The sequence below is a fragment of the Sphingobium sp. AP50 genome (genome assembly GCF_900109095.1).
Taxonomy (GTDB): Bacteria; Pseudomonadota; Alphaproteobacteria; order Sphingomonadales; family Sphingomonadaceae; genus Sphingobium.
Window position 1 is genome coordinate 18,791 of sequence record NZ_FNYZ01000002.1, and the last position, 17,617, is coordinate 36,407.

At 64.2% G+C, this 17,617-nt stretch carries 22 protein-coding genes; 10 read left to right on the forward strand and 12 right to left on the reverse strand.

The annotated features are described in order from the left end of the window. Positions 1–62: 62 nt before the first annotated feature. Both BMY84_RS06000 and BMY84_RS29655 read right to left on the reverse strand, forming a co-directional pair. Positions 63–1,286 (reverse strand): TCR/Tet family MFS transporter, encoded by a 1,224-nt coding sequence (locus BMY84_RS06000; RefSeq protein ID WP_093081888.1) that lies wholly within the window; start codon positions 1,284–1,286, stop codon positions 63–65. 416 nt (positions 1,287–1,702) lie between these two features. Continuing rightward, positions 1,703–1,888 carry a hypothetical protein gene (locus BMY84_RS29655; RefSeq protein ID WP_177203922.1) on the reverse strand — a complete coding sequence of 62 codons (186 nt, stop codon included), beginning with the start codon at positions 1,886–1,888 and terminating at the stop codon, positions 1,703–1,705. On the opposite strand from BMY84_RS29655, the gene BMY84_RS06010 reads away from it, so the two are divergent. Continuing rightward, positions 1,857–2,372 carry a Gfo/Idh/MocA family protein gene (locus BMY84_RS06010; protein ID WP_256215141.1) on the forward strand — a complete coding sequence of 172 codons (516 nt, stop codon included), beginning with the start codon at positions 1,857–1,859 and terminating at the stop codon, positions 2,370–2,372. The genes BMY84_RS29655 and BMY84_RS06010 overlap by 32 nt on opposite strands. 33 nt (positions 2,373–2,405) lie before the next feature. Then, positions 2,406–2,549 carry a hypothetical protein gene (locus BMY84_RS29660; protein ID WP_177203923.1) on the forward strand — a complete coding sequence of 48 codons (144 nt, stop codon included), beginning with the start codon at positions 2,406–2,408 and terminating at the stop codon, positions 2,547–2,549. Positions 2,550–2,596: 47 nt separating this feature from the next. Here the strand turns inward: BMY84_RS29660 and BMY84_RS30090 are convergent, their stop codons facing one another. Continuing rightward, positions 2,597–2,878: a hypothetical protein gene (locus tag BMY84_RS30090; RefSeq protein ID WP_218146919.1), complete on the reverse strand. Its 282-nt coding sequence runs from the start codon at positions 2,876–2,878 to the stop codon at positions 2,597–2,599. 5 nt (positions 2,879–2,883) lie between these two features. On the opposite strand from BMY84_RS30090, the gene BMY84_RS06015 reads away from it, so the two are divergent. The 6 genes from BMY84_RS06015 to BMY84_RS06040 all read left to right on the forward strand — a co-directional run bounded on the left by BMY84_RS06015 (position 2,884) and on the right by BMY84_RS06040 (position 8,072). Next, the gene (locus BMY84_RS06015; RefSeq protein WP_093081896.1) at positions 2,884–3,111 is read left to right on the forward strand and encodes a zinc-finger domain-containing protein; all 228 of its coding nucleotides are present in this window, start codon (positions 2,884–2,886) and stop codon (positions 3,109–3,111) included. A 168-nt stretch (positions 3,112–3,279) separates the two neighbouring features. Then, positions 3,280–4,722, forward strand: coding sequence for a metalloprotease TldD (tldD, locus tag BMY84_RS06020; RefSeq protein ID WP_093082687.1), 1,443 nt, complete (start codon positions 3,280–3,282; stop codon positions 4,720–4,722). Between the two features lie 91 nt (positions 4,723–4,813). Next, the gene (locus BMY84_RS06025; RefSeq protein WP_093082690.1) at positions 4,814–5,389 is read left to right on the forward strand and encodes a DUF924 family protein; all 576 of its coding nucleotides are present in this window, start codon (positions 4,814–4,816) and stop codon (positions 5,387–5,389) included. 154 nt (positions 5,390–5,543) lie between these two features. Further along, positions 5,544–5,882 (forward strand): P-II family nitrogen regulator, encoded by a 339-nt coding sequence (locus tag BMY84_RS06030; RefSeq protein ID WP_004209785.1) that lies wholly within the window; start codon positions 5,544–5,546, stop codon positions 5,880–5,882. A 13-nt stretch (positions 5,883–5,895) separates the two neighbouring features. After that, positions 5,896–7,242, forward strand: a complete 1,347-nt coding sequence (locus BMY84_RS06035; RefSeq protein WP_093081899.1) for an ammonium transporter — start codon at positions 5,896–5,898, stop codon at positions 7,240–7,242. 296 nt (positions 7,243–7,538) lie between these two features. Further along, a complete protein-coding gene (locus BMY84_RS06040) occupies positions 7,539–8,072 on the forward strand; it encodes a hypothetical protein (protein ID WP_093081901.1) in 534 nt (177 codons plus the stop codon). A 207-nt stretch (positions 8,073–8,279) separates the two neighbouring features. Here BMY84_RS06040 and BMY84_RS06045 read toward each other — a convergent pair whose 3' ends face one another. The 4 genes from BMY84_RS06045 to crtY form a co-directional block, all read right to left on the reverse strand. Then, positions 8,280–9,230, reverse strand: coding sequence for a phytoene/squalene synthase family protein (locus BMY84_RS06045; RefSeq protein WP_093081904.1), 951 nt, complete (start codon positions 9,228–9,230; stop codon positions 8,280–8,282). A gap of 115 nt (positions 9,231–9,345) precedes the next feature. Further along, complete coding sequence (locus BMY84_RS06050; RefSeq protein WP_093081905.1) at positions 9,346–9,927, reverse strand: LOG family protein; 582 nt, start codon at positions 9,925–9,927, stop codon at positions 9,346–9,348. Positions 9,928–9,945: 18 nt separating this feature from the next. After that, on the reverse strand, positions 9,946–11,439 hold the full coding sequence (locus BMY84_RS06055) for a phytoene desaturase (RefSeq protein ID WP_093082692.1): 1,494 nt from the start codon (positions 11,437–11,439) through the stop codon (positions 9,946–9,948). Next, positions 11,439–12,587, reverse strand: coding sequence for a lycopene beta-cyclase CrtY (gene crtY / locus BMY84_RS06060; protein ID WP_093081908.1), 1,149 nt, complete (start codon positions 12,585–12,587; stop codon positions 11,439–11,441). The genes BMY84_RS06055 and crtY overlap by 1 nt, the downstream gene beginning before the upstream one ends. Before the next feature lie 77 nt (positions 12,588–12,664). On the opposite strand from crtY, the gene BMY84_RS06065 reads away from it, so the two are divergent. Further along, positions 12,665–12,937, forward strand: a complete 273-nt coding sequence (locus tag BMY84_RS06065) for a metal/formaldehyde-sensitive transcriptional repressor (protein WP_093081910.1) — start codon at positions 12,665–12,667, stop codon at positions 12,935–12,937. After that, the gene (dmeF, locus tag BMY84_RS06070) at positions 12,934–13,962 is read left to right on the forward strand and encodes a CDF family Co(II)/Ni(II) efflux transporter DmeF (protein ID WP_093081913.1); all 1,029 of its coding nucleotides are present in this window, start codon (positions 12,934–12,936) and stop codon (positions 13,960–13,962) included. The genes BMY84_RS06065 and dmeF overlap by 4 nt, the downstream gene beginning before the upstream one ends. Before the next feature lie 366 nt (positions 13,963–14,328). Here dmeF and BMY84_RS06075 read toward each other — a convergent pair whose 3' ends face one another. From BMY84_RS06075 to BMY84_RS06095, 5 genes are all read right to left on the reverse strand, one after another. Further along, on the reverse strand, positions 14,329–14,757 hold the full coding sequence (locus BMY84_RS06075; protein ID WP_093081915.1) for a TIGR01244 family sulfur transferase: 429 nt from the start codon (positions 14,755–14,757) through the stop codon (positions 14,329–14,331). Between the two features lie 144 nt (positions 14,758–14,901). Continuing rightward, on the reverse strand, positions 14,902–16,674 hold the full coding sequence (gene recQ / locus BMY84_RS06080; RefSeq protein WP_093081918.1) for a DNA helicase RecQ: 1,773 nt from the start codon (positions 16,672–16,674) through the stop codon (positions 14,902–14,904). Positions 16,675–16,754: 80 nt separating this feature from the next. Beyond that, complete coding sequence (locus BMY84_RS06085) at positions 16,755–16,937, reverse strand: hypothetical protein (RefSeq protein ID WP_093081921.1); 183 nt, start codon at positions 16,935–16,937, stop codon at positions 16,755–16,757. 90 nt (positions 16,938–17,027) lie between these two features. Continuing rightward, on the reverse strand, positions 17,028–17,231 hold the full coding sequence (locus BMY84_RS06090; RefSeq protein WP_093081923.1) for a hypothetical protein: 204 nt from the start codon (positions 17,229–17,231) through the stop codon (positions 17,028–17,030). A 42-nt stretch (positions 17,232–17,273) separates the two neighbouring features. Further along, entirely contained in the window at positions 17,274–17,594 is a 321-nt protein-coding gene (locus tag BMY84_RS06095) for a hypothetical protein (RefSeq protein ID WP_093081926.1), read from the reverse strand. Positions 17,595–17,617: the final 23 nt, after the last annotated feature.

Genomic DNA, 17,617 nt, shown 5'->3' on the forward strand with positions numbered 1-17,617 from the left:
CTTTATATCGAGCGTGGGAAGGGATTCGCGCCCGGTTAGTCGTACCGTCCCGATAAGTCCAGTCAGGCCTTGAACTGCCTGCCCGCGCGCCAGCCGATCAGTGCTGCGCCGGCGAGGATGGTGGCCGCGATCAGGAAGCCGCTGCCGATGAAGGGCAGGGCCGGTTTCGGCCCGACCGACAGCGAATAGATGGCGCCGAAGAAGAGCGGGGAGACGATGCCCGCGATCGCGCCGACGCTGTTGTTGGCGCCCTGCAACTGGCCCTGTTCGGATTCGGAGACGTGGCGCGTCATCAGCGACTGGATGGTCGGCATGGCCAGACCCCACAGGCAGTTGGGGAACATGGCGGCGACGAAGAACAGGCCATTGGGCGCCAGCCCCATCGCGCCAAGGCCGATGGCGCCGAAGCAGAGGCCCATGACCATGGTGGCGCGATCCCCCAGCCGCTTGACGATCGGCCCGACCAGCAATCCCTGCACTGCCATGTCGAGCACACCGATCAGCGCCAGCAGGGTGCCGACCTGCCAGGCGCCCCAGCCATAGCGGTCACCGGCATAGAGGACGAAGATGGCCGAGAAGATATGATGCGCGAAATAGAGGAGGAAATTGCCGACGGCGAGGCTGGACAATTCGGGATGGGAGCGCAGCAACTGCAAGGCGCCAAAGGGATTGGCGCGGCGCCAGCTGAAGGCCATGCGCTTTTCGATGCTGAGGGATTCGGGCAGCACGAACAGGCCATAGAGGAAGGCGAGGCCGGACAGCGCTGCGGCCGCCCAGAAAGGCGCGCGGTGGGAAATCTCGCCCAATACGCCACCGAGCAGCGGTCCCGCGACAAAGCCGGCGCTGAATGCCGCACCGATCAGGCCATAGCCTCTGGCGCGCTCCTCCGGCGGGGTGATATCGGCCATATAGGCGAAGGTGGAGGTGAAGCTGGACGAGGTGACACCTGCCAATATGCGCCCCAATGCCAGCCACCAGAGATTGGGCGCGAGTGCCATCAGCACATAATCGAGCGCCAGCCCGGCCACTGAAATCAGGATCACCGGGCGGCGGCCGAAACGATCAGATAGAGAGCCGATGAGCGGCGAACAGATGAACTGCATCCCCGCCCAGAGTGCGACGAACAGGCCGTTCCACATGCCCGCCGCAGCGTCGGAGCCGGACAGCGTTTCGATCAGATGCGGCAACACCGGGATGATGATGCCCATCGACATCACATCGAGCAGCGCCGTGATCAGGATGAAGAGAATCGCGGCGGTGCGACGGGAGGGGGTGGGCGCTGTCATGGTTGACGGGCTATCGCGACGCGGCGGGGATGCCAAGGGTCACGATCTGCCCATTCTGACGGCGAGGCGCGCCTGCGAACCGAACGGGATGGAACTAGAAGCACATCAGCCCCATCTCTTTGCTCGACATTCTTGCTGGTGGCGTCGAAGGTCAGCGGGCGGCCTATGTCCTGATGCAGGGCACCATGGTCGAAGTCATGCAAGACTGACCATGGCTGACCAGCGAACAGATCATTCTGCCCCTCCGGCATAGACAGGCCTGCCACATCCAGACTTTCAACCTACCATTTGCGTCTGGCAGATTCAGGCCCCCCACCGCCTTCAATTGCGCCACCACATGCTCTGCGGCACGGGCCGTCAGCGCCATAGAGGTGAGCGTAGGATTGACTTTGCCGGTGGCGGTCATGCACGCGCCATCAGTGACATAGCGGGCGGCACAGGGCGCCGTTGAATGCCACATCGCCCCGGATCGCAGCTGTGCCGACTGGCAAAGCCTGATCGCGGCGGAAGCGAGCCGCGATCAGGACCATCACGCCCAACCATCTCCATGCCGCGCCCGCCATCGCCGCGCTGGAGGCCGGCTTCCACGTCATCTGCGACAAGCCCATGGCATCCAGTCTGGGCGAAGCGCAGGCCATGGCACGCGCGGCGCAGGCGTCCGGCCGCGCCTTCATCCTGACCCACATTTATGCAGGCTATCCGATGGTGCGTCAGATGCGGGCGATGGTGCAGTCCGGCCTGCTGGGCCAGTTGCGGATCATTCAGGCACATTATGCGCAGGACTGGCTCGCCACCCCCTTGGAGCAGCAGGATCATAAACAGGCCGCATGGCGCACCGATCCGGCCCGCTCAGGCGGTGGCGGCGCGCTGGGCAACATCGGCAAGGGCAATCAGCTCCGCCTCAGCCTGTTCGGCAGCGCGGGCGACGTGGAATGGGATCAGGAACTCCCCAATCAGTTGCGCCACACCCGCGTCGGCGAACCGAGCCGCATTCTGGAACGCGGCAATGATCTGATGGGCATTGGCGGCTACATCACACGCCTTCCCGGCCATCATCCCGAAGGCTATCTTGAAGCCTTTGCGTAACTTTACAGCGATGCCGCAGACCAGATTCTGGCGTTGGGTGCAGGACATCCCTCCCCGGTTCCGGCACTGCCGGGGATCGAGGACGGGCTGGAGGGCGTGCGCTTCATCGCCGCCGCGCTGGCGTCACATCAGGTCGGCAATTGGATCGCGCGACCGGACTGGCCGGATCGCGGCTGAACGCATGCCCGGACAGTGCAGCATGGACGACTATCGTTCGTCCTCATTCACGTTCCGACATCCAATCCGCCTGCGTAACGTTCATGCTCCAGCAAGCATGAATGCGGCAGATGATGCTGCATGCCATTTGCAGCTTTCCTTGGCGGCACGGTCGCGCCGGTCCTGTTGATGCTGTCGCCCTTCGCGGTGATGGCGGCGAAGGATTGCGGCGTCTGGAAACCGGCCGCCAAAGTCGCAAAGGCCAGCAGCGACACTCCCTGCACCCGCGCCCGTCCGCCGCTGATGTAAAGCCGCATATTGCAGCGCAACCGTGCCGCTGCTAACGCCATGGGCCATGATCCAGCCGCCCGAAACCATCCGAGTCTCCAAGTCCCGCGTCTCCTGCGACGGTTCGGGGGACATTCCCGCCGCCCTCGGCCATCCGCGCGTCTTTCTGGAGATTGACGAACATGGCTATGTCGACTGCGGCTATTGCGATCGTCGCTTCGTGCTGATCGGCGGCGCGGCCGACACCCCCGACGCCGCGGCCAAGCCGGACATCGCTTCGGGCGCCAGCCTCTAACTCTATCGGCGGCGCTGCCGCTTATGAAAAACTCTGCGTTCTCTGCGCCTTTGCGCGAATAAATTTTTGCGCGCAGAGGCGCAGAGAACGCAAAGCCATTTCGAGAGCCGCATCGCGGCCTTGTTTTTGCCCTTGGGCGAACGCGACCTCCCGCCTATATCGGGCGGCATGACCGATCTCGCTTCGCAATTCACTGATGCCCGTGGCCTTCTCTATCGTCCGGGTCTGCTCGATCCCGATGGCGCGCGCCGCCTGACCGCACAGGCGCTCGGCCAGTGCGACGATGGCGAACTTTATCTGCAATATCGGGCGAGCGAGAGCTTCGGCTTCGACGATGGCCGATTGAAGACCGCCGACTATTCGACCGACGCGGGCTTCGGCCTGCGCGGCGTGTCGGGCGAGATGACCGGTTTCGCCCATGCCAATGACCTCAGCGAAGCGGCAATCCGCAAGGCCGCGCAGACGCTGACCCTGCTCGATCCGGCCAAGGGCCAGCCCGCCCCGCCGCCGCAGCGCACCAATCGCCACCTCTATACCGACGCCAATCCGCTGGAGATCGTGCCCTTCGCCGAGAAGGTCGCGCTCTGTGCCGAGATCGACGCTGCCGCCCGCGCCCGCGACCCGCGCGTCGCGCAGGTGTCGGTCAGCATCGCGGGAAGCTGGTCCGTGGTCGAAATCGTCCGCGCCGACGGCTTTACCGCCACCGACATCCGCCCGCTCGTCCGCCTCAACGTCTCCGTCATCCTGGAGGAAAATGGCCGCCGCGAAACCGGCGTGTTCGGCATTGGCGGCCGCTATCTCTATGATCAGGTCATGGACCCGGCCGTCTGGAACCGCGCCATCGACGAAGCGCTGGCGCAGGCCCGCGTCAACATGCGCTCGGTCGCCGCGCCCGCTGGCGAGATGACCGTGCTGCTCGGCTCCGGCTGGCCCGGCGTGCTGGTGCATGAAGCGATCGGCCATGGTCTGGAAGGCGATTTCAACCGCAAGGGCACCAGCGCCTTCTCCGGCCGCATCGGCCAGCGCGTCGCTGCGCCCGGCGTCACCGTGGTCGACGATGGCAGCATGATGGACCGTCGCGGCTCGCTCTCGATCGATGATGAAGGCACGCCGACGCAGGAAAATATCCTGATCGAGGACGGCATCCTCAAAGGCTATATGCAGGATCGCCTGAACGCCCGGCTGATGGGGGTCGCCCCCACCGGCAACGGGCGGCGGGAATCCTATGCCCACGCCCCGATGCCGCGCATGACAAACACCTTCATCAAGGGCGGCAATGACGATCCCGAAGAGCTGCTCAGCCGCATGAAATCCGGCATCTTCGCCAAGAGCTTCGGCGGCGGTCAGGTCGACATCGTCTCGGGCAAGTTCGTCTTCTCCTGCACGGAGGCCTATAAGGTCGAAAATGGCAAGCTGGGCGATCCGATCAAGGGCGCGACCCTGATCGGCGACGGCCCGACCGCCCTGACCAAGGTGGTCGGCATCGGCAGTGACTGGGCGCTGGATGAAGGCGTGGGCATGTGCGGCAAGGGTGGACAGAGCGTGCCCGCAGGCGTCGGCCAGCCTACCTTGCTGGTGGAAGGCCTCACGGTCGGCGGTACGGCGACCTGACGCAATAAAGCTCCGGTCCGCCACGCGGCGACCGGAGCCTTTCCCCCCATGAGTGGCGGGAACCGACCCGCCGCTTCGTCATTGGGGTTATATGAACATGCTGACCGACAGCCATGATGCCGTGACCGCCGACTGGGCGGCCGCTTTGCTCGACTTCTGGTTCAACCAGGTCGGCGAAGCGGGATGGTATAGCCATGATCCCGCGCTCGACCGGACCTGCATCACCCGCTTCGACCGGCTGTGGCGCGAAAAGCAGGCGCTCCCCGCCGACGCCTTTCTCGATCGGGCCGACGATGCGCTGGCCGCCGTGCTGCTGTTCGACCAGCTACCCCGCAACATGTATCGCGACACGGCGCAGGCCTTCTCGACCGATGCGCTGGCGCGCGACATTGCGCGCGGCGCCATCGCGCAGGGCTATGACATTCAGATCGGCGGCGCGGGCCGACTCTTCTTCTACATGCCTTTCCAGCATAGCGAAGCGCTGGAGGATCAGGATCTGTCGCTCAGCCTGTTCGAAGGGGCAAGCGATGCGCGATCGTTGGAATTTGCGCGCGAACATCATGCAACCATCGCCCGCTTCGGTCGTTTCCCGCATCGCAACGCCGCCCTTGGGCGCCCTACCCTGCCCGCAGAAGCCGAGGCGGTGGCTGAAGGCGCGCGCTGGTAACAAAGCTGCCCAAAAATTAGGCACCGACGCCAGCCTGCCCATTTTTTTGGCGGTGCAGCATGGGCCGTCGCGCCCAAAGCCCGCATTAACCCGTCTTTAGCAATTTGGCACGCCTCTTGCTGGTAGTCCCCCGCACACCAAATAAGGGGGCGACATGAAACTTGTCATGGCTATCATCAAGCCGTTCAAGCTTGACGATGTCCGCGAGGCACTCTCCTCGCTCGGCATCGCTGGTATGACGGTCAGCGAAGTGAAGGGCTTCGGCCGCCAGAAGGGGCAGACCGAAATCTACCGCGGCGCCGAATATTCCACCAACATGGTCCCGAAGATCAAGATCGAGGTCGTTTGTGACGACGATCTGGCACCCCGCGTCGTGGAAGCGACCCAGGCGGCGGCCAATTCGGGCGCCATCGGCGATGGCAAGATCTTCGTCCTCGATGTCGGTCAGGCCGTGCGTATCCGCACTGGCGAGACCGGCGAAACCGCGCTGTAAGAAGGGGGAAATAATGACCTTTTCCAAGAAACTTGGCGGCGTGGCGGGGGCTGTGGCCCTGTCGCTCTTCACCGCCCTGCCCGCCTGGGCGCAGGACGCTGCCGCGCCTGCCGCCACGGTCGACAAGGGCGACGTCGCCTGGATGATGACCTCCACCGTTCTGGTTCTGGCGATGATCCTGCCGGGCCTGGCCCTCTTCTACGGCGGTCTGGTCCGCAGCAAGAACATGCTGTCGGTGATGACGCAGATCGGCGCCGCCGCCTGTCTCGCCATGCTGATCTGGGTGATCTACGGCTATTCGATGGCCTTCGGCCCCGACTATACCAGCGGCCTCAGCAACTTCGTCTCGACCTTCGACAAGGCGTTCCTGAAGGGTGTCACGCCCGCTTCACAGGCCGCGACCTTCACCGCCGGCGTCGAAATCCCCGAATATGTGTTCATCAGCTTCCAGATGACCTTCGCTGCGATCACCGTTGCGCTGGTGCTGGGTTCGGTGGTCGAACGCATCAAATTCTCGGCCGTGATGGTGTTCGCCGCCGTGTGGCTGACGATCGTCTATTTCCCGATCGCGCACATGGTATGGGCGGCTTCGGGCTATTTCTTCAAGGTCGGCGCGCTCGACTTTGCGGGCGGCACCGTCGTCCACATCAACGCGGGTGTTTCGGCTCTGGTGGCCTGCATCATCCTGGGCAAGCGCATCGGCTATCCCAAGGAACCGATGGCCCCGCACTCGCTGGTTCTGACCGGCGTTGGCACCGGCCTGCTGTGGGTCGGCTGGTTCGGCTTCAACGCCGGTTCGGCGCTGGAAGCCAATGGCTCGGCGGCTCTCGCCATGATCAACACCTTCGTCGCCACCGCGTCTGCCGGCCTCTTCTGGATGCTTGCTGAAAAGCTGAACGGTCACAAGGGTTCGGCTCTGGGCTTCTGCTCGGGCATCATCGCCGGCCTCGTCGCCGTCACCCCAGCTGCGGGCAACTCCGGCCCGTTCGGTGCGATCATCCTGGGCGCCGTCGCTTCGATCGTCTGCTTCTATGCCGTCACCGTCCTCAAGCCCAAGCTCGGCTATGACGACAGCCTGGACGCCTTCGGCATCCACGGCATCGGCGGCATGATCGGCGCCATCGGCACCGCCATCGTCTACTCGCCTGCCTTTGGTGGCCCCGGCGCTGCGGACTATGAAATCGGCGCCAAGCTGATCGTCCAGATCGAAGCGGTCGTCGTGACCATCATCTGGGCCTCGATCGGCACCGCCATCGCCATCTTCATTGCCAAGGCCGTCACCGGTCTGCGGGTCAGCCAGGAGGTCGAATATGAAGGCCTCGACCTCGGCGAACATGGCGAGCGCGCTTACAACCTCTAAGTTTGGCAGGGCGGCCCGCCTGACGGGCAAGGGCCGCCCGCCTCCCCATGTTCCTCCTGCGAACATGCCTTGGGGCCGGTGTGAAAACACCGGCCCTATTTTTGTGGGCGGAGTATTGGAGGGTGATGGGATGAAGGGTGGGAGCCAAGCGATATGGGATGCCTATACTTGAAAGCGCGTCCCTCCTTCCATCACCCCAGCGAAAGCTGGCATGACGATTAAAGCGTCTACTGGCGATCAAACTCGGTCAATCAGAATGCCTTACTAAACGTCCGAAAGCTGACTATGCTGGATGGATGGGAATACGAACCAGCGCAGTCCTAAACTCGGCCATTTTAGCGATTGGATTTATTCCGTCCGCCGCGTTCGCCTATTGCACCGGCTGGGACAAAACTCTCCCCAACTATGATCCTCGCTATTACTCCGTTGCCCACGAGTTTCGTAGGTCAGAGTGGGTGGTAAAGGCCAAGGTGCTCAAAGAAACGTGGATTGGAGAGGATGGAAAGGAACGGGCACTACAGCCACCGTTCCAAAATGATTCTCCGCGCCCCTGGGGTTTTGATCCGTATGCAGGCGCCTTCTACGATCTTCAGGTACAGCGGGTTTTCAAAGGTACTCCACCTGCGACTTTCAGGGTATTCAGCGAAAACGCTACGAATAGGTTCTGGCTCAATAAAGATGAGGAGATATTGGCATTTGTCTCCGGAGAGGTGTTTGAAGCGCCGATAGGGAAACAACGCACGTTAGACACCTGCGGTAATTTCCGCCCTTTCCCCAAGGCCAACGGCATCATGGCTGCTGTGATCAAAGCGGCGCGGGATCAGAAATAAGCGACAACTTCAATAGCTGATGCTTCGAAATCCGACAAACCGCGAACCACCCTTCTCCGTCATTCCCGCGAAGGCGGGAACACATCTCGCCGCCTGCCAACAAAGTGAAAAGGCGGGAGATGGATCCCCGCGTTGACCTACGGCCGCCCTTCGGGTCGCGGGGATGACGGTGTAGGAATGATGCGTCTTCAATCGTCCCCCACAACCTCAGTCCGGCCTCATCCATAGCCCCTCAGCCCGCGCCACTTCTCCCGGCCAGCGCCGCGCCCGACCCGGCACTTGGCTCCCCGCGCGCACGACCCAGCCCAGCTTCTCGCGCTTCGGCGTGACGACGCGATGGTCCCAGGCCTGCTCGCCCCGGCGCGCCACTTCGCGCGCGATGTCGCCATAGATGCCCGCCGCCGCCAGCACCGCCCAGGCCGCGCGCGGCGGCAACGCCCCCGTACCATGCCGCGCGCTCGCCTCATAGGCGGCCGCCATGTCGGCCAGACGCCGCGCCAGCATCGCCAGACGCGGCCGGACCCAGGGTTTCATATGCTCGCCCGGCGGAATATCCATTTCCACCAGCCATTCGACCGGCAGGTAGCAGCGGTCCGCCGCCTCATCCTCGCTGATGTCGCGCGCGATATTGGCGAGCTGGAACGCCAGCCCCAGATCGCACGCCCGATCCAGCGTTGCCCGGTCATCCGGGTCGACGCCCATCAGCACCGCCATCATGCACCCCACCGCGCCCGCGACATGATAGCAGTAGCGCAGCATGTCCGCCTCGCTGCGCGGCCGCCAGTCGCGCGCATCCAGCGCAAACCCCTCGATCAAGTCATGGGCATAGCGCGCGGGAATCGCACATTCGCGCATCACCACACCAAAGCCGTCGAACGCCGGATCGCCGGTCGCCTCCCCGGCCAGAGCCTTGTGCGTCAGCACCCGCATCATCGACAGGCGTGCCTGCGCATCGGCGACGCTGGTCATCGCCCCGCCATGATCCTGTCCGTCGGCAATATCGTCGCATTTGCGGCACCAGGCATAGAGCAGCCAGGCTCGCTCGCGCGTCACCCGGTCGAACAGTTTCGACGCCATGGCGAAGGATTTGGAGCCACGCGCGATGCTGTCACGGGCATGGGCGACGAGGGTGACGCGGTCTGGAATAGTGGAAGACATCGGTCAGACATGCCCGTCCCATGACCTGCCTGCAACAGCACAACGTGCTCCTGCGAAAGCAGGAGCCTAGTTCTGCCGTCTCAACTGGGCTCCTGCTTTCGCAGGAGCACCTATCTTAAAGCCGCCCCGCCTTCATCGCGAAGATCGTCTCATGCGGCTGATAGGCCGCCATCGCGTCGACCAGCCCTTCGATACTATCCTCATGGATCAGGATGCCGGCATGCTGGGCGCGGATGAAGCCCGCCTCCACCATCTGCCGGTTGAAGCCGATCAGCTGGTCGTAAAAGCCCGCCACGTTCAGCAACCCCACCGGCTTGCTGTGATAGCCCAGCTGCGCCCAGCTGATCGCTTCCCACAATTCGTCCATCGTGCCCACGCCGCCCGGCAGGGTCACGAACCCGTCCGACAGGTCGGTGAACAGCTGCTTGCGCTGGTGCATCGTCTGCACGACATGCAGCTCCGTACAGCCGCGATGCGCCACTTCCGCGCCGACCAGCGCTTCGGGGATCACGCCGATCACCTCGCCGCCCGCCTCCAGCGCCGCATCCGCCACCGCGCCCATCAGGCCCAGCCGCCCGCCGCCATAGACGACGCCGATGCCCCGCTCCGCCAGTGTGCGCCCGACATGGCGCGCCGCGTCGATATAGGTCAGGTCCGCCGGCGTCGCCGAACCACAATAAACCGCCAGCCTCTTCACATCGCCCTCTTCATATCTTCAACCCAAATCCTGCAACATCAGCGCCGCGGTCGCCTTGGCGCTGCCCACCACGCCGGGGATGCCCGCGCCGGGATGGGTGCCGGCCCCTACCAGATAGAGGTTGGGAATGACATCGTCGCGATTATGCGCGCGGAACCAGGCGCTCTGCGTCAGCAGCGGCTCCAGGCTGAAAGCGCTGCCCAGATGGGCGTTCAGATCCCGCCCGAAGTCGCTCGGCGCATAATGGAACCGCGTCACGATGCGCGACCGGATGTCGGGGATCAGCCGATGTTGAATCTCGTCCAATATCCGTTCGGCATAGGCCGGCGCAAACTGGTCCCAGTCGATCGGCAGCTTGCCCATATGCGGCACCGGTGCCAGCGCATAAAAGGTCGAATGCCCGTCCGGCGCCATCGACGGATCGGTGACGGTGGGATGGTGCAGATAGAGCGAAAAATCCTGCGGCAGCACGCCATGATCGTAAATGTCGGTCAGCAACCCTTCGTAGCGCGGCCCGAACAGGATCATATGGTGCGGGATGCCCGGCCAGCTGCCCTTGATGCCGAAATGCATCACGAACAGGCTGGGCGACCAGCGCTTTTGGCTCAGGCTATCGGCCTGCTTCACCCCGCGCGGATGATGGCCCAGCAGATCGCGATAGCTGTGCATCAGGTCAGCATTGGTGGCGATCGCATCCGCCTCCCCGCGCCATCCCGATGCGGTGTGCACCGCCGTCGCCCGGTCGCCATAGGTTTCGATCCGCGTCACCGCATCGCCCAGCCGCAACGTGCCGCCCAGCCGCTCGAAATGCGTCGCCATCCCCTGCACCAGCCGGTTGGTCCCGCCCTTGGCGAACCACACCCCGCCATCCTTTTCCAGCTTGTGGATCAGGGCATAGATGGCGCTGGTCTTCATCGGATTGCCGCCGACCAGCAGCGTGTGGAAAGACAGCGCCTCGCGCAGCTTCTCATTCTTCACATGCGACGACACGACCGAATAGACCGATCGCCAGGCCTGATATTTGGCGAGGCTGGGCGCCGCCTTGATCATCGATGCAAAGTCGAGGAAGGCGACCGAACCGAGCTTGCGATAGCCCTCTTCATAGACGCCCGCGGCATAATCGCAGAAGCGATCATAGCCCGCGACATCATTGGGATCGAGCTTGGCGATCTCCGCCCGCAGGGCCGCTTCGTTGTTCGAATAATCGAAATTGGTGCCGTCGCGCCAGTTGAGCCGATAGAAAGGCGACACCGGCATCAGCGTCACATCCTGCGCCATGTCATGGCCCGACAGGCGCCATAATTCGCTCAGGCAATCGGGATCGGTGATGACGGTCGGCCCCGCGTCGAAAGTGAAGCCGTCCTTCTCCCACATATAGGCGCGCCCGCCCGGCCGGTCCCGTCCCTCGACCAGCGTGGTATCGATCCCGGCCGATTGCAGGCGGATGGCGAGCGCAAGGCCACCAAAGCCCGCACCAATGACGATCGCGTTTTTGGGATTTGGCCTGTTCATCAGGCGGGCGGGTTCCACAATGTTCGCATGGCATCCCTTATGGGCACGGGGGGCCGCCCGCACAAGATGCGGATGCGATCGGCGATGGTGGAACGCCCGGCATAGAAGCGCTGGATCAGCCCCGGATTGAGGGCGTAGAAGCGCGCGAAGATGCGCCAGCGCTGCTCCGGCCGCGCCGCGCCGAACAGCATCTTGCCCAGCAGCCGATAATAGCCGCCTCGCCGCCAATGTGCCATCGCATAGGCGCGCGTGGCCCCGGCAAGCCCATCGAGCGGCTGCCCCGCCAGCCACAACGCGAATCGCACGGCATCTGGCAAGGAATAGCCTGTCATCGGCTGGAACAGCCCGCCACGCACGCCCGCACGCGCAACCACATCATCCTTCGGCCAATAGAGATCGAAATCCCCGCCATGCACCACAGGCAACACGCCCTGTTCGCGGTGGATCACTTCGGCGCGCCACCCCTCCGCCTGCGCATAGGCCGCGATCCGCGCATCGATGGTCGGCCCGTCCAGATCGGGCGTATCGCTATAATAGGTATCCTCGACGAAGACCGTCCGATCGTCCCACGGCAGCAGATAGACGAAGCGATAGCCATCGATCTGATCGACCGTGGCGTCCATGATCACCGGCCGATCGATCCCATGCGGCGCCTCGCACCGCAGCGCATGCCCCACGAACTTCTGCCAGCCACAGCGCAGGGTAGACAAATCCCCCGCCCCCCGCGCATCGATCACCGCCCCGGCGCGGATCGCCCGTCCATCGGACAGGCTCACCCGATCGGGCGCCACCGCCGCAACCGCCACCCCGGTCAGCAGCCGATCGCCCAGTTGCCGCTCCAGCACGGCCGCCAGCCGGTCGCTCGTCGCGCTATTATAGGGCGTATCCAGACGGCGCTGATAATCGGGAAAGCGCACTTCATGCCCCTGCGCCCAGCGATGCGCGATCAGCGGCTCCACCAGCCAGCGATCGGCCGCCGCGACATCGCCGTCGAAAAAGGACCAGATATGATTGCCGCCGGGCCGATCCCCCTGCTCGATCAACAGCAACCGCACCTCCGGCCGCAACGCCGCAAAGGCAAGCGCGATCAGCCCGCCGGACAGGCCGCCGCCGATAATCGCCAGATCGCAGTCCAGATCGCTTGTCATTCTCCCCTGTTAGGCCAGATCGCCCCGATCGATCCACCCCTTGGCGTTCCATCAAATATAATATAGGGGGGTACCCTATGCATATCGTCGCAGACAGAGACAAATTGCTGGCGCGGGTGCGCCGGATCGCCGGGCAGGTCGCCGCCGTCGACCGTCAGTTGACGGGCGACGCGGGCTGTTCGGAAACGTTGCAACTGGTCGCATCGGTGCGCGGCGCGGTCGGCAGCCTGATGGAAGAGTTGATCGAGCAGCATATGCGCGAACATGTCGCCCGCCCCGGCCTGACCGATCAGGAACGCGCCGCCGCGACCGAAGAAATGCTGGCCCTGATCCGCCGGTACGGGAAATGACGATGCACGACGACCACAAGCATGATCATCAGGGGCATGATCATCAGGGGCATGACCATCATCATGGGTGCGATCATGATCATGGCGGCCACGGCCATGCCCCCGCCATCGGCCCGGACGATGCGGAAGAAAGCCATTATTTCGACCATATCTATCTGGCCGCCGGTCATGATCAGAATGCCAAGCGCACGCTCTGGGTCGTCTGGCTGACCGCCGCGACCATGGTGGTCGAAATCTTCTTCGGCTGGCTGACCGGATCGATGGCCCTGCTGGCCGATGGCTTCCACATGGCCACCCATGCCGGCGCGCTGGCGGTGGCCGCCGCCGCCTATAGCTATGCCAAGCGGCACGCCCGCAACCCGCGCTATACGTTCGGCACGGGCAAGGTCGGCGACCTGTCCGGCTTCGCTTCCGCCCTGCTGCTAGGCTTAACGGCCCTCTTCATCGCGGTCGAATCGATCATGCGCTTCTTCCAGCCGATCCATGTCGCCTTTGGCGAGGCGACGCTGGTCGCGGTGGCGGGCCTGATCATCAACATCATCAGCGCGCTGCTGCTGGGCCACGACCATAGTCATGATCATGGGCATAGCCACGGGCACGGTGAAGACCACAAGCATGGCCACACCGACAATAATCTGCGCGCCGCCTATATCCACGTGCTGACCGATGCACTGACGTCGGTGCTGGCGATCGGCGCGCTGCTGGCGGGCCGGTATCTGGGCTGGTGGTGGATGGACCCGGCGGTCGGCCTGCTGGGCGCGGTCGTGATTGCGCGCTGGGCCTGGGGCCTGATGAAGGACACCGCCGCCATCCTGCTCGACACCGCCGAACCCGCGCTGATGGCCACTGTCCGCCGCGTGGTGGAGGCCGAAGGCGCCACCATCCGCGACCTGCATGTCTGGCGCATCGGCCCGCACGCCCATGCCGCCATCGTCAGCCTGGCCCCCGGCGCCGACGGCCCCACCGTCCGCCAGCGCGTCCGCGCCCTGCCCCGCATGGAGCATGTCACGGTGGAATGCGGGTAAGGCAACCTGCGTTACATCAGAAATACCCCGTTCGTCCTGAGTAGCCCCTTCGACTGCCTGCTAAGGCAGGCGCTCAGGACAGGCATTGAGCTTGTCGAAGTGGTGTATCGAAGGACCATGCGCTGCACGGATGCTTCGATACGGGTCTTCGGCTACGCTCAGCCCCCACTCAGCACGAACGGTTTATGTTTCGTTGGATAGCCCACACCTGTCCTATCCGGGCCAATCCCGCCATGGTGCGAACCGGCTCTTTCCCATCGCCCGCAGCCTGACCGGCCCGCAACAAGATTTCCAACTCCTGTTCGATCCTGTCAAAATCTGCGGGACATATGCGAAGTTAAGCGCGGATTTTCCTATTCGCCCGCCTTACTGCCCGGCCAGCGCATCCATGATCTGGCGAACCGGCGTGATGTCATATCCGGCCGCCGCCGCCTGCGCCGCCAGCACATCCGCATTGTCGCCCGCCCGCGCGCGGGTCAGCGACCACAGCAGCGTGCTGCGCGTGCCCGACCGGCAATAGGCCAGCACCTTGCCGTCCCCGGCCTGCTCCAGCGCGGCCGCCATGCCGTCCAGCTGCCAGGGCGCAAAGCCGCCATGGGCCACCGGCACGGCGACATAGGCGATGCCCGCCTCCTTCGCCGCCGCCTCGACCTCGGCCCCGTTCAGCTGCCCCGGCTCCTCATCATCGGGCCGGTTGTTGATGATGACGGTAACGCCCAGCGCCTTGGCTTCGGCGATCTGATCCAGGCTGATCTGCGGGGCGACGAGGACGCGGTCGGTGAGCTTGCGAAACATGGGCTTCTCCTTCGCCGCGAGCCATGCGCCACAGCGGATCAGGATTCAAGTCACAGCACCGTGCTCCTGCGAAAGCAGGAGCCCAGAGCAAACCGTCACACCCTCGATCCTGGGCTCCTGCCTTCGCAGGAGCACCGACGGAAATCACAAAAACGGCCGGATCGCGTTCAGGAAAGCATCGCCATAGGCATCCAGCTTCTTCTGCCCGATCCCGCTGATATGGCTGAGTTCGCGGATGCTGGACGGGCGCTGCTCGGCCATTTCCCGCAGCGTCGAATCATGGAAGATGACATAGGGCGGCACCCCCTGATCCTGCGCCAGTTCCCGGCGGCAGGCGCGCAGCGCGTCGAACAGCGGATCGCCGACCGGATTGGCCTCCGCCCCATTGCGGGCGCTGCGCTTGCGCCGTTCCCGCTTGGGCGGCATCAGGATGCGTACCTCTTCCTCACCACGCAGGATCGGCCGGGCATTGGGACCGAGCATCAGCCCGCCATGCTCCGTCGTCTCCAGCGCATCGCGCACCAGCAGCGCGCGGGAGACGGGCCGTAGCAGCGCCGTCTCCTCCCCGTCGACAATGCCATAGACCGAAATCTTGTCATGGCCGCGCTCACGGATCTTGTCGGTGGTCGCGCCGCTCAGCACCTGCTCGATATGGCCGCTGCCGAAACTCTGCCCGGTACGATAGACCGCCGACAGATATTTGCGCGCCGTCTCGGTCGCATCGACACTGGCCGGCGGGCTCAGGCAATTGTCGCAATTGCCGCAGGTCGGCGAGGGATCTTCCCCGAAATGCCGCAGCAATATCGCCCGCCTACAGGTCGCCGTCTCGACCAGCGCGCCCAGCGCCGATATCCGCGCCCGCTCGCCCTGCTGGCGTGCCGGCTCCAGTTCGGCGATGCGCATGCGGGCACGGGCGAAATCCTCCGCCCCCCAGAAGAGATGCGCGACCGCCGGTTCGCCATCGCGCCCCGCCCGCCCCGATTCCTGATAATAGCCCTCGATCGACTTGGGCAGGCCCGCATGGGCGACGAAGCGCACATCCGGCTTGTCGATCCCCATGCCGAATGCGACGGTGGCGACCATCACCATATCCTCGCTGGCGATGAAGGCGGCCTGATTGCGCGCGCGCACCGCCGGATCGAGACCGGCATGATAGGCCCGCACCGACCGGCCACCGCGCCCCAGCGTCTCGGCCAGCTTCTCGGTCGCGGCGCGGGTCTGGGCATAGACGACGCCGGGACCGGGATTGGCAGCGACCAGATCGGCCAGTTGCCGCGACAGCCCATCGCGCGGATGCACCGCATAGCGAATATTGGGCCGGTCGAAGCCCGAAATGATCAGGCCATCATCGGGAATGCCAAGCTGGACCAAAATGTCCTTGCGCGTATGGGCGTCCGCCGTGGCGGTCAGCGCCAGACGCGGCACATCGGGAAATTCGTCCAGCAACGGCCGCAACAGCCGATAGTCGGGGCGGAAATCATGCCCCCATTCGGACACGCAATGCGCTTCGTCGATCGCGAACAGCGCGACCTTCGTGGCGCGCAGCAGGTTGCGGAAATTCTCCTGGCTCGCCCGTTCCGGCGCGACATAGAGCAGGTCGAGATCGCCGCTTCGCAACCGGTCCTGCGTCTCGCGCCAGTCTGCGTCCACGCTGGTCAGGCTGGCGGCGCGCAGCCCCACCGCATTGGCCGCCCGCAACTGGTCATGCATCAGCGCGATCAGCGGCGACACGACCACGCAGCAGCCATCCAGCGCCGCGGCGGGCAATTGATAGCAGAGCGACTTGCCCGCGCCGGTCGGCATGATGGCGAGCGTCGGCTGCCCCGCCATCACGCGGCTCACCACCTGCTGCTGCACCCCGCGAAAGGCCGTGAAACCGAATATATCGTGCAGAAGCGTGGGGATATCGCGCGCCATGGGGTGGCCTTAGCGGCTAGTCGCTCATGGGGCCAGCCTGTTGAAGGATGCTGATGCTAACCGAAGCAGCGAGACGACAGCTAATTGCCGCCCGGCGTCGTCTGACGGCTACGAAGCCACGATATGGCCAGCGACAATGCAGCCAGACCGCCGACGATGAATGATCCATAATAGATGCCGCGCCATGCAACGCCCTGCCCCACAAATGCGGCGGCAAAATAGGCTCCGGCAGCGACATAGAGGATACGCTCGGCAAACTTCATTCGCTGACTATGACTCAAATCATGGCTGCCAGCAAATCGCCGTCACCAGCCCCCTGAAACCAGAGGCATGGCACCGTTAGCGCGCGCACATTATTGCCAGCTCAGCACTTCATGAATGACACCAGTCAACGCGAGGATCAGCACGGTCCCAAGGCTTGTGCCTATCCACGCCCAAATCCAGACGTGGCGCCCGACATTACCAAGTGGGCGCAACCAAAAAGCGATCGTAAAAACCGGCGACCAGACAATGAGTGCTGGAATAAGGAAGAGCAGAATAACCCAGAAAAGCAGCATGTCGCCACTCTCTCATGGAACCAATATATCTGCAAACCGCCGTCACCCCACCGGATCGAGCAGACACCCCCAGCCCGGCTTGAACCGCGCGGTGCGGCTGGCGAGCAGCGGCACACTGGCGCGGACGGCGCGTTCCTCCGGCGCATCGTTCAGGCGCACCATCGCCATGCCCGGCTCCTTGTCGTCGGCGCAGCTACCCATGGCGCGCCCTTCGACATAGCGGCAGGAACAGCCCAGCCGCGCGCCATAGGCCGCGCCCAGTTCCGCGCGCGCACTCAGGCTCGCCCAGCTCCATGCCAACAAGCCGAGCAATGCCACGGCGACCAGCGCCACCACTATCCACCATTTTCGCCGAACCGCCATGGCTCTTTCTGATTCCACTGTGT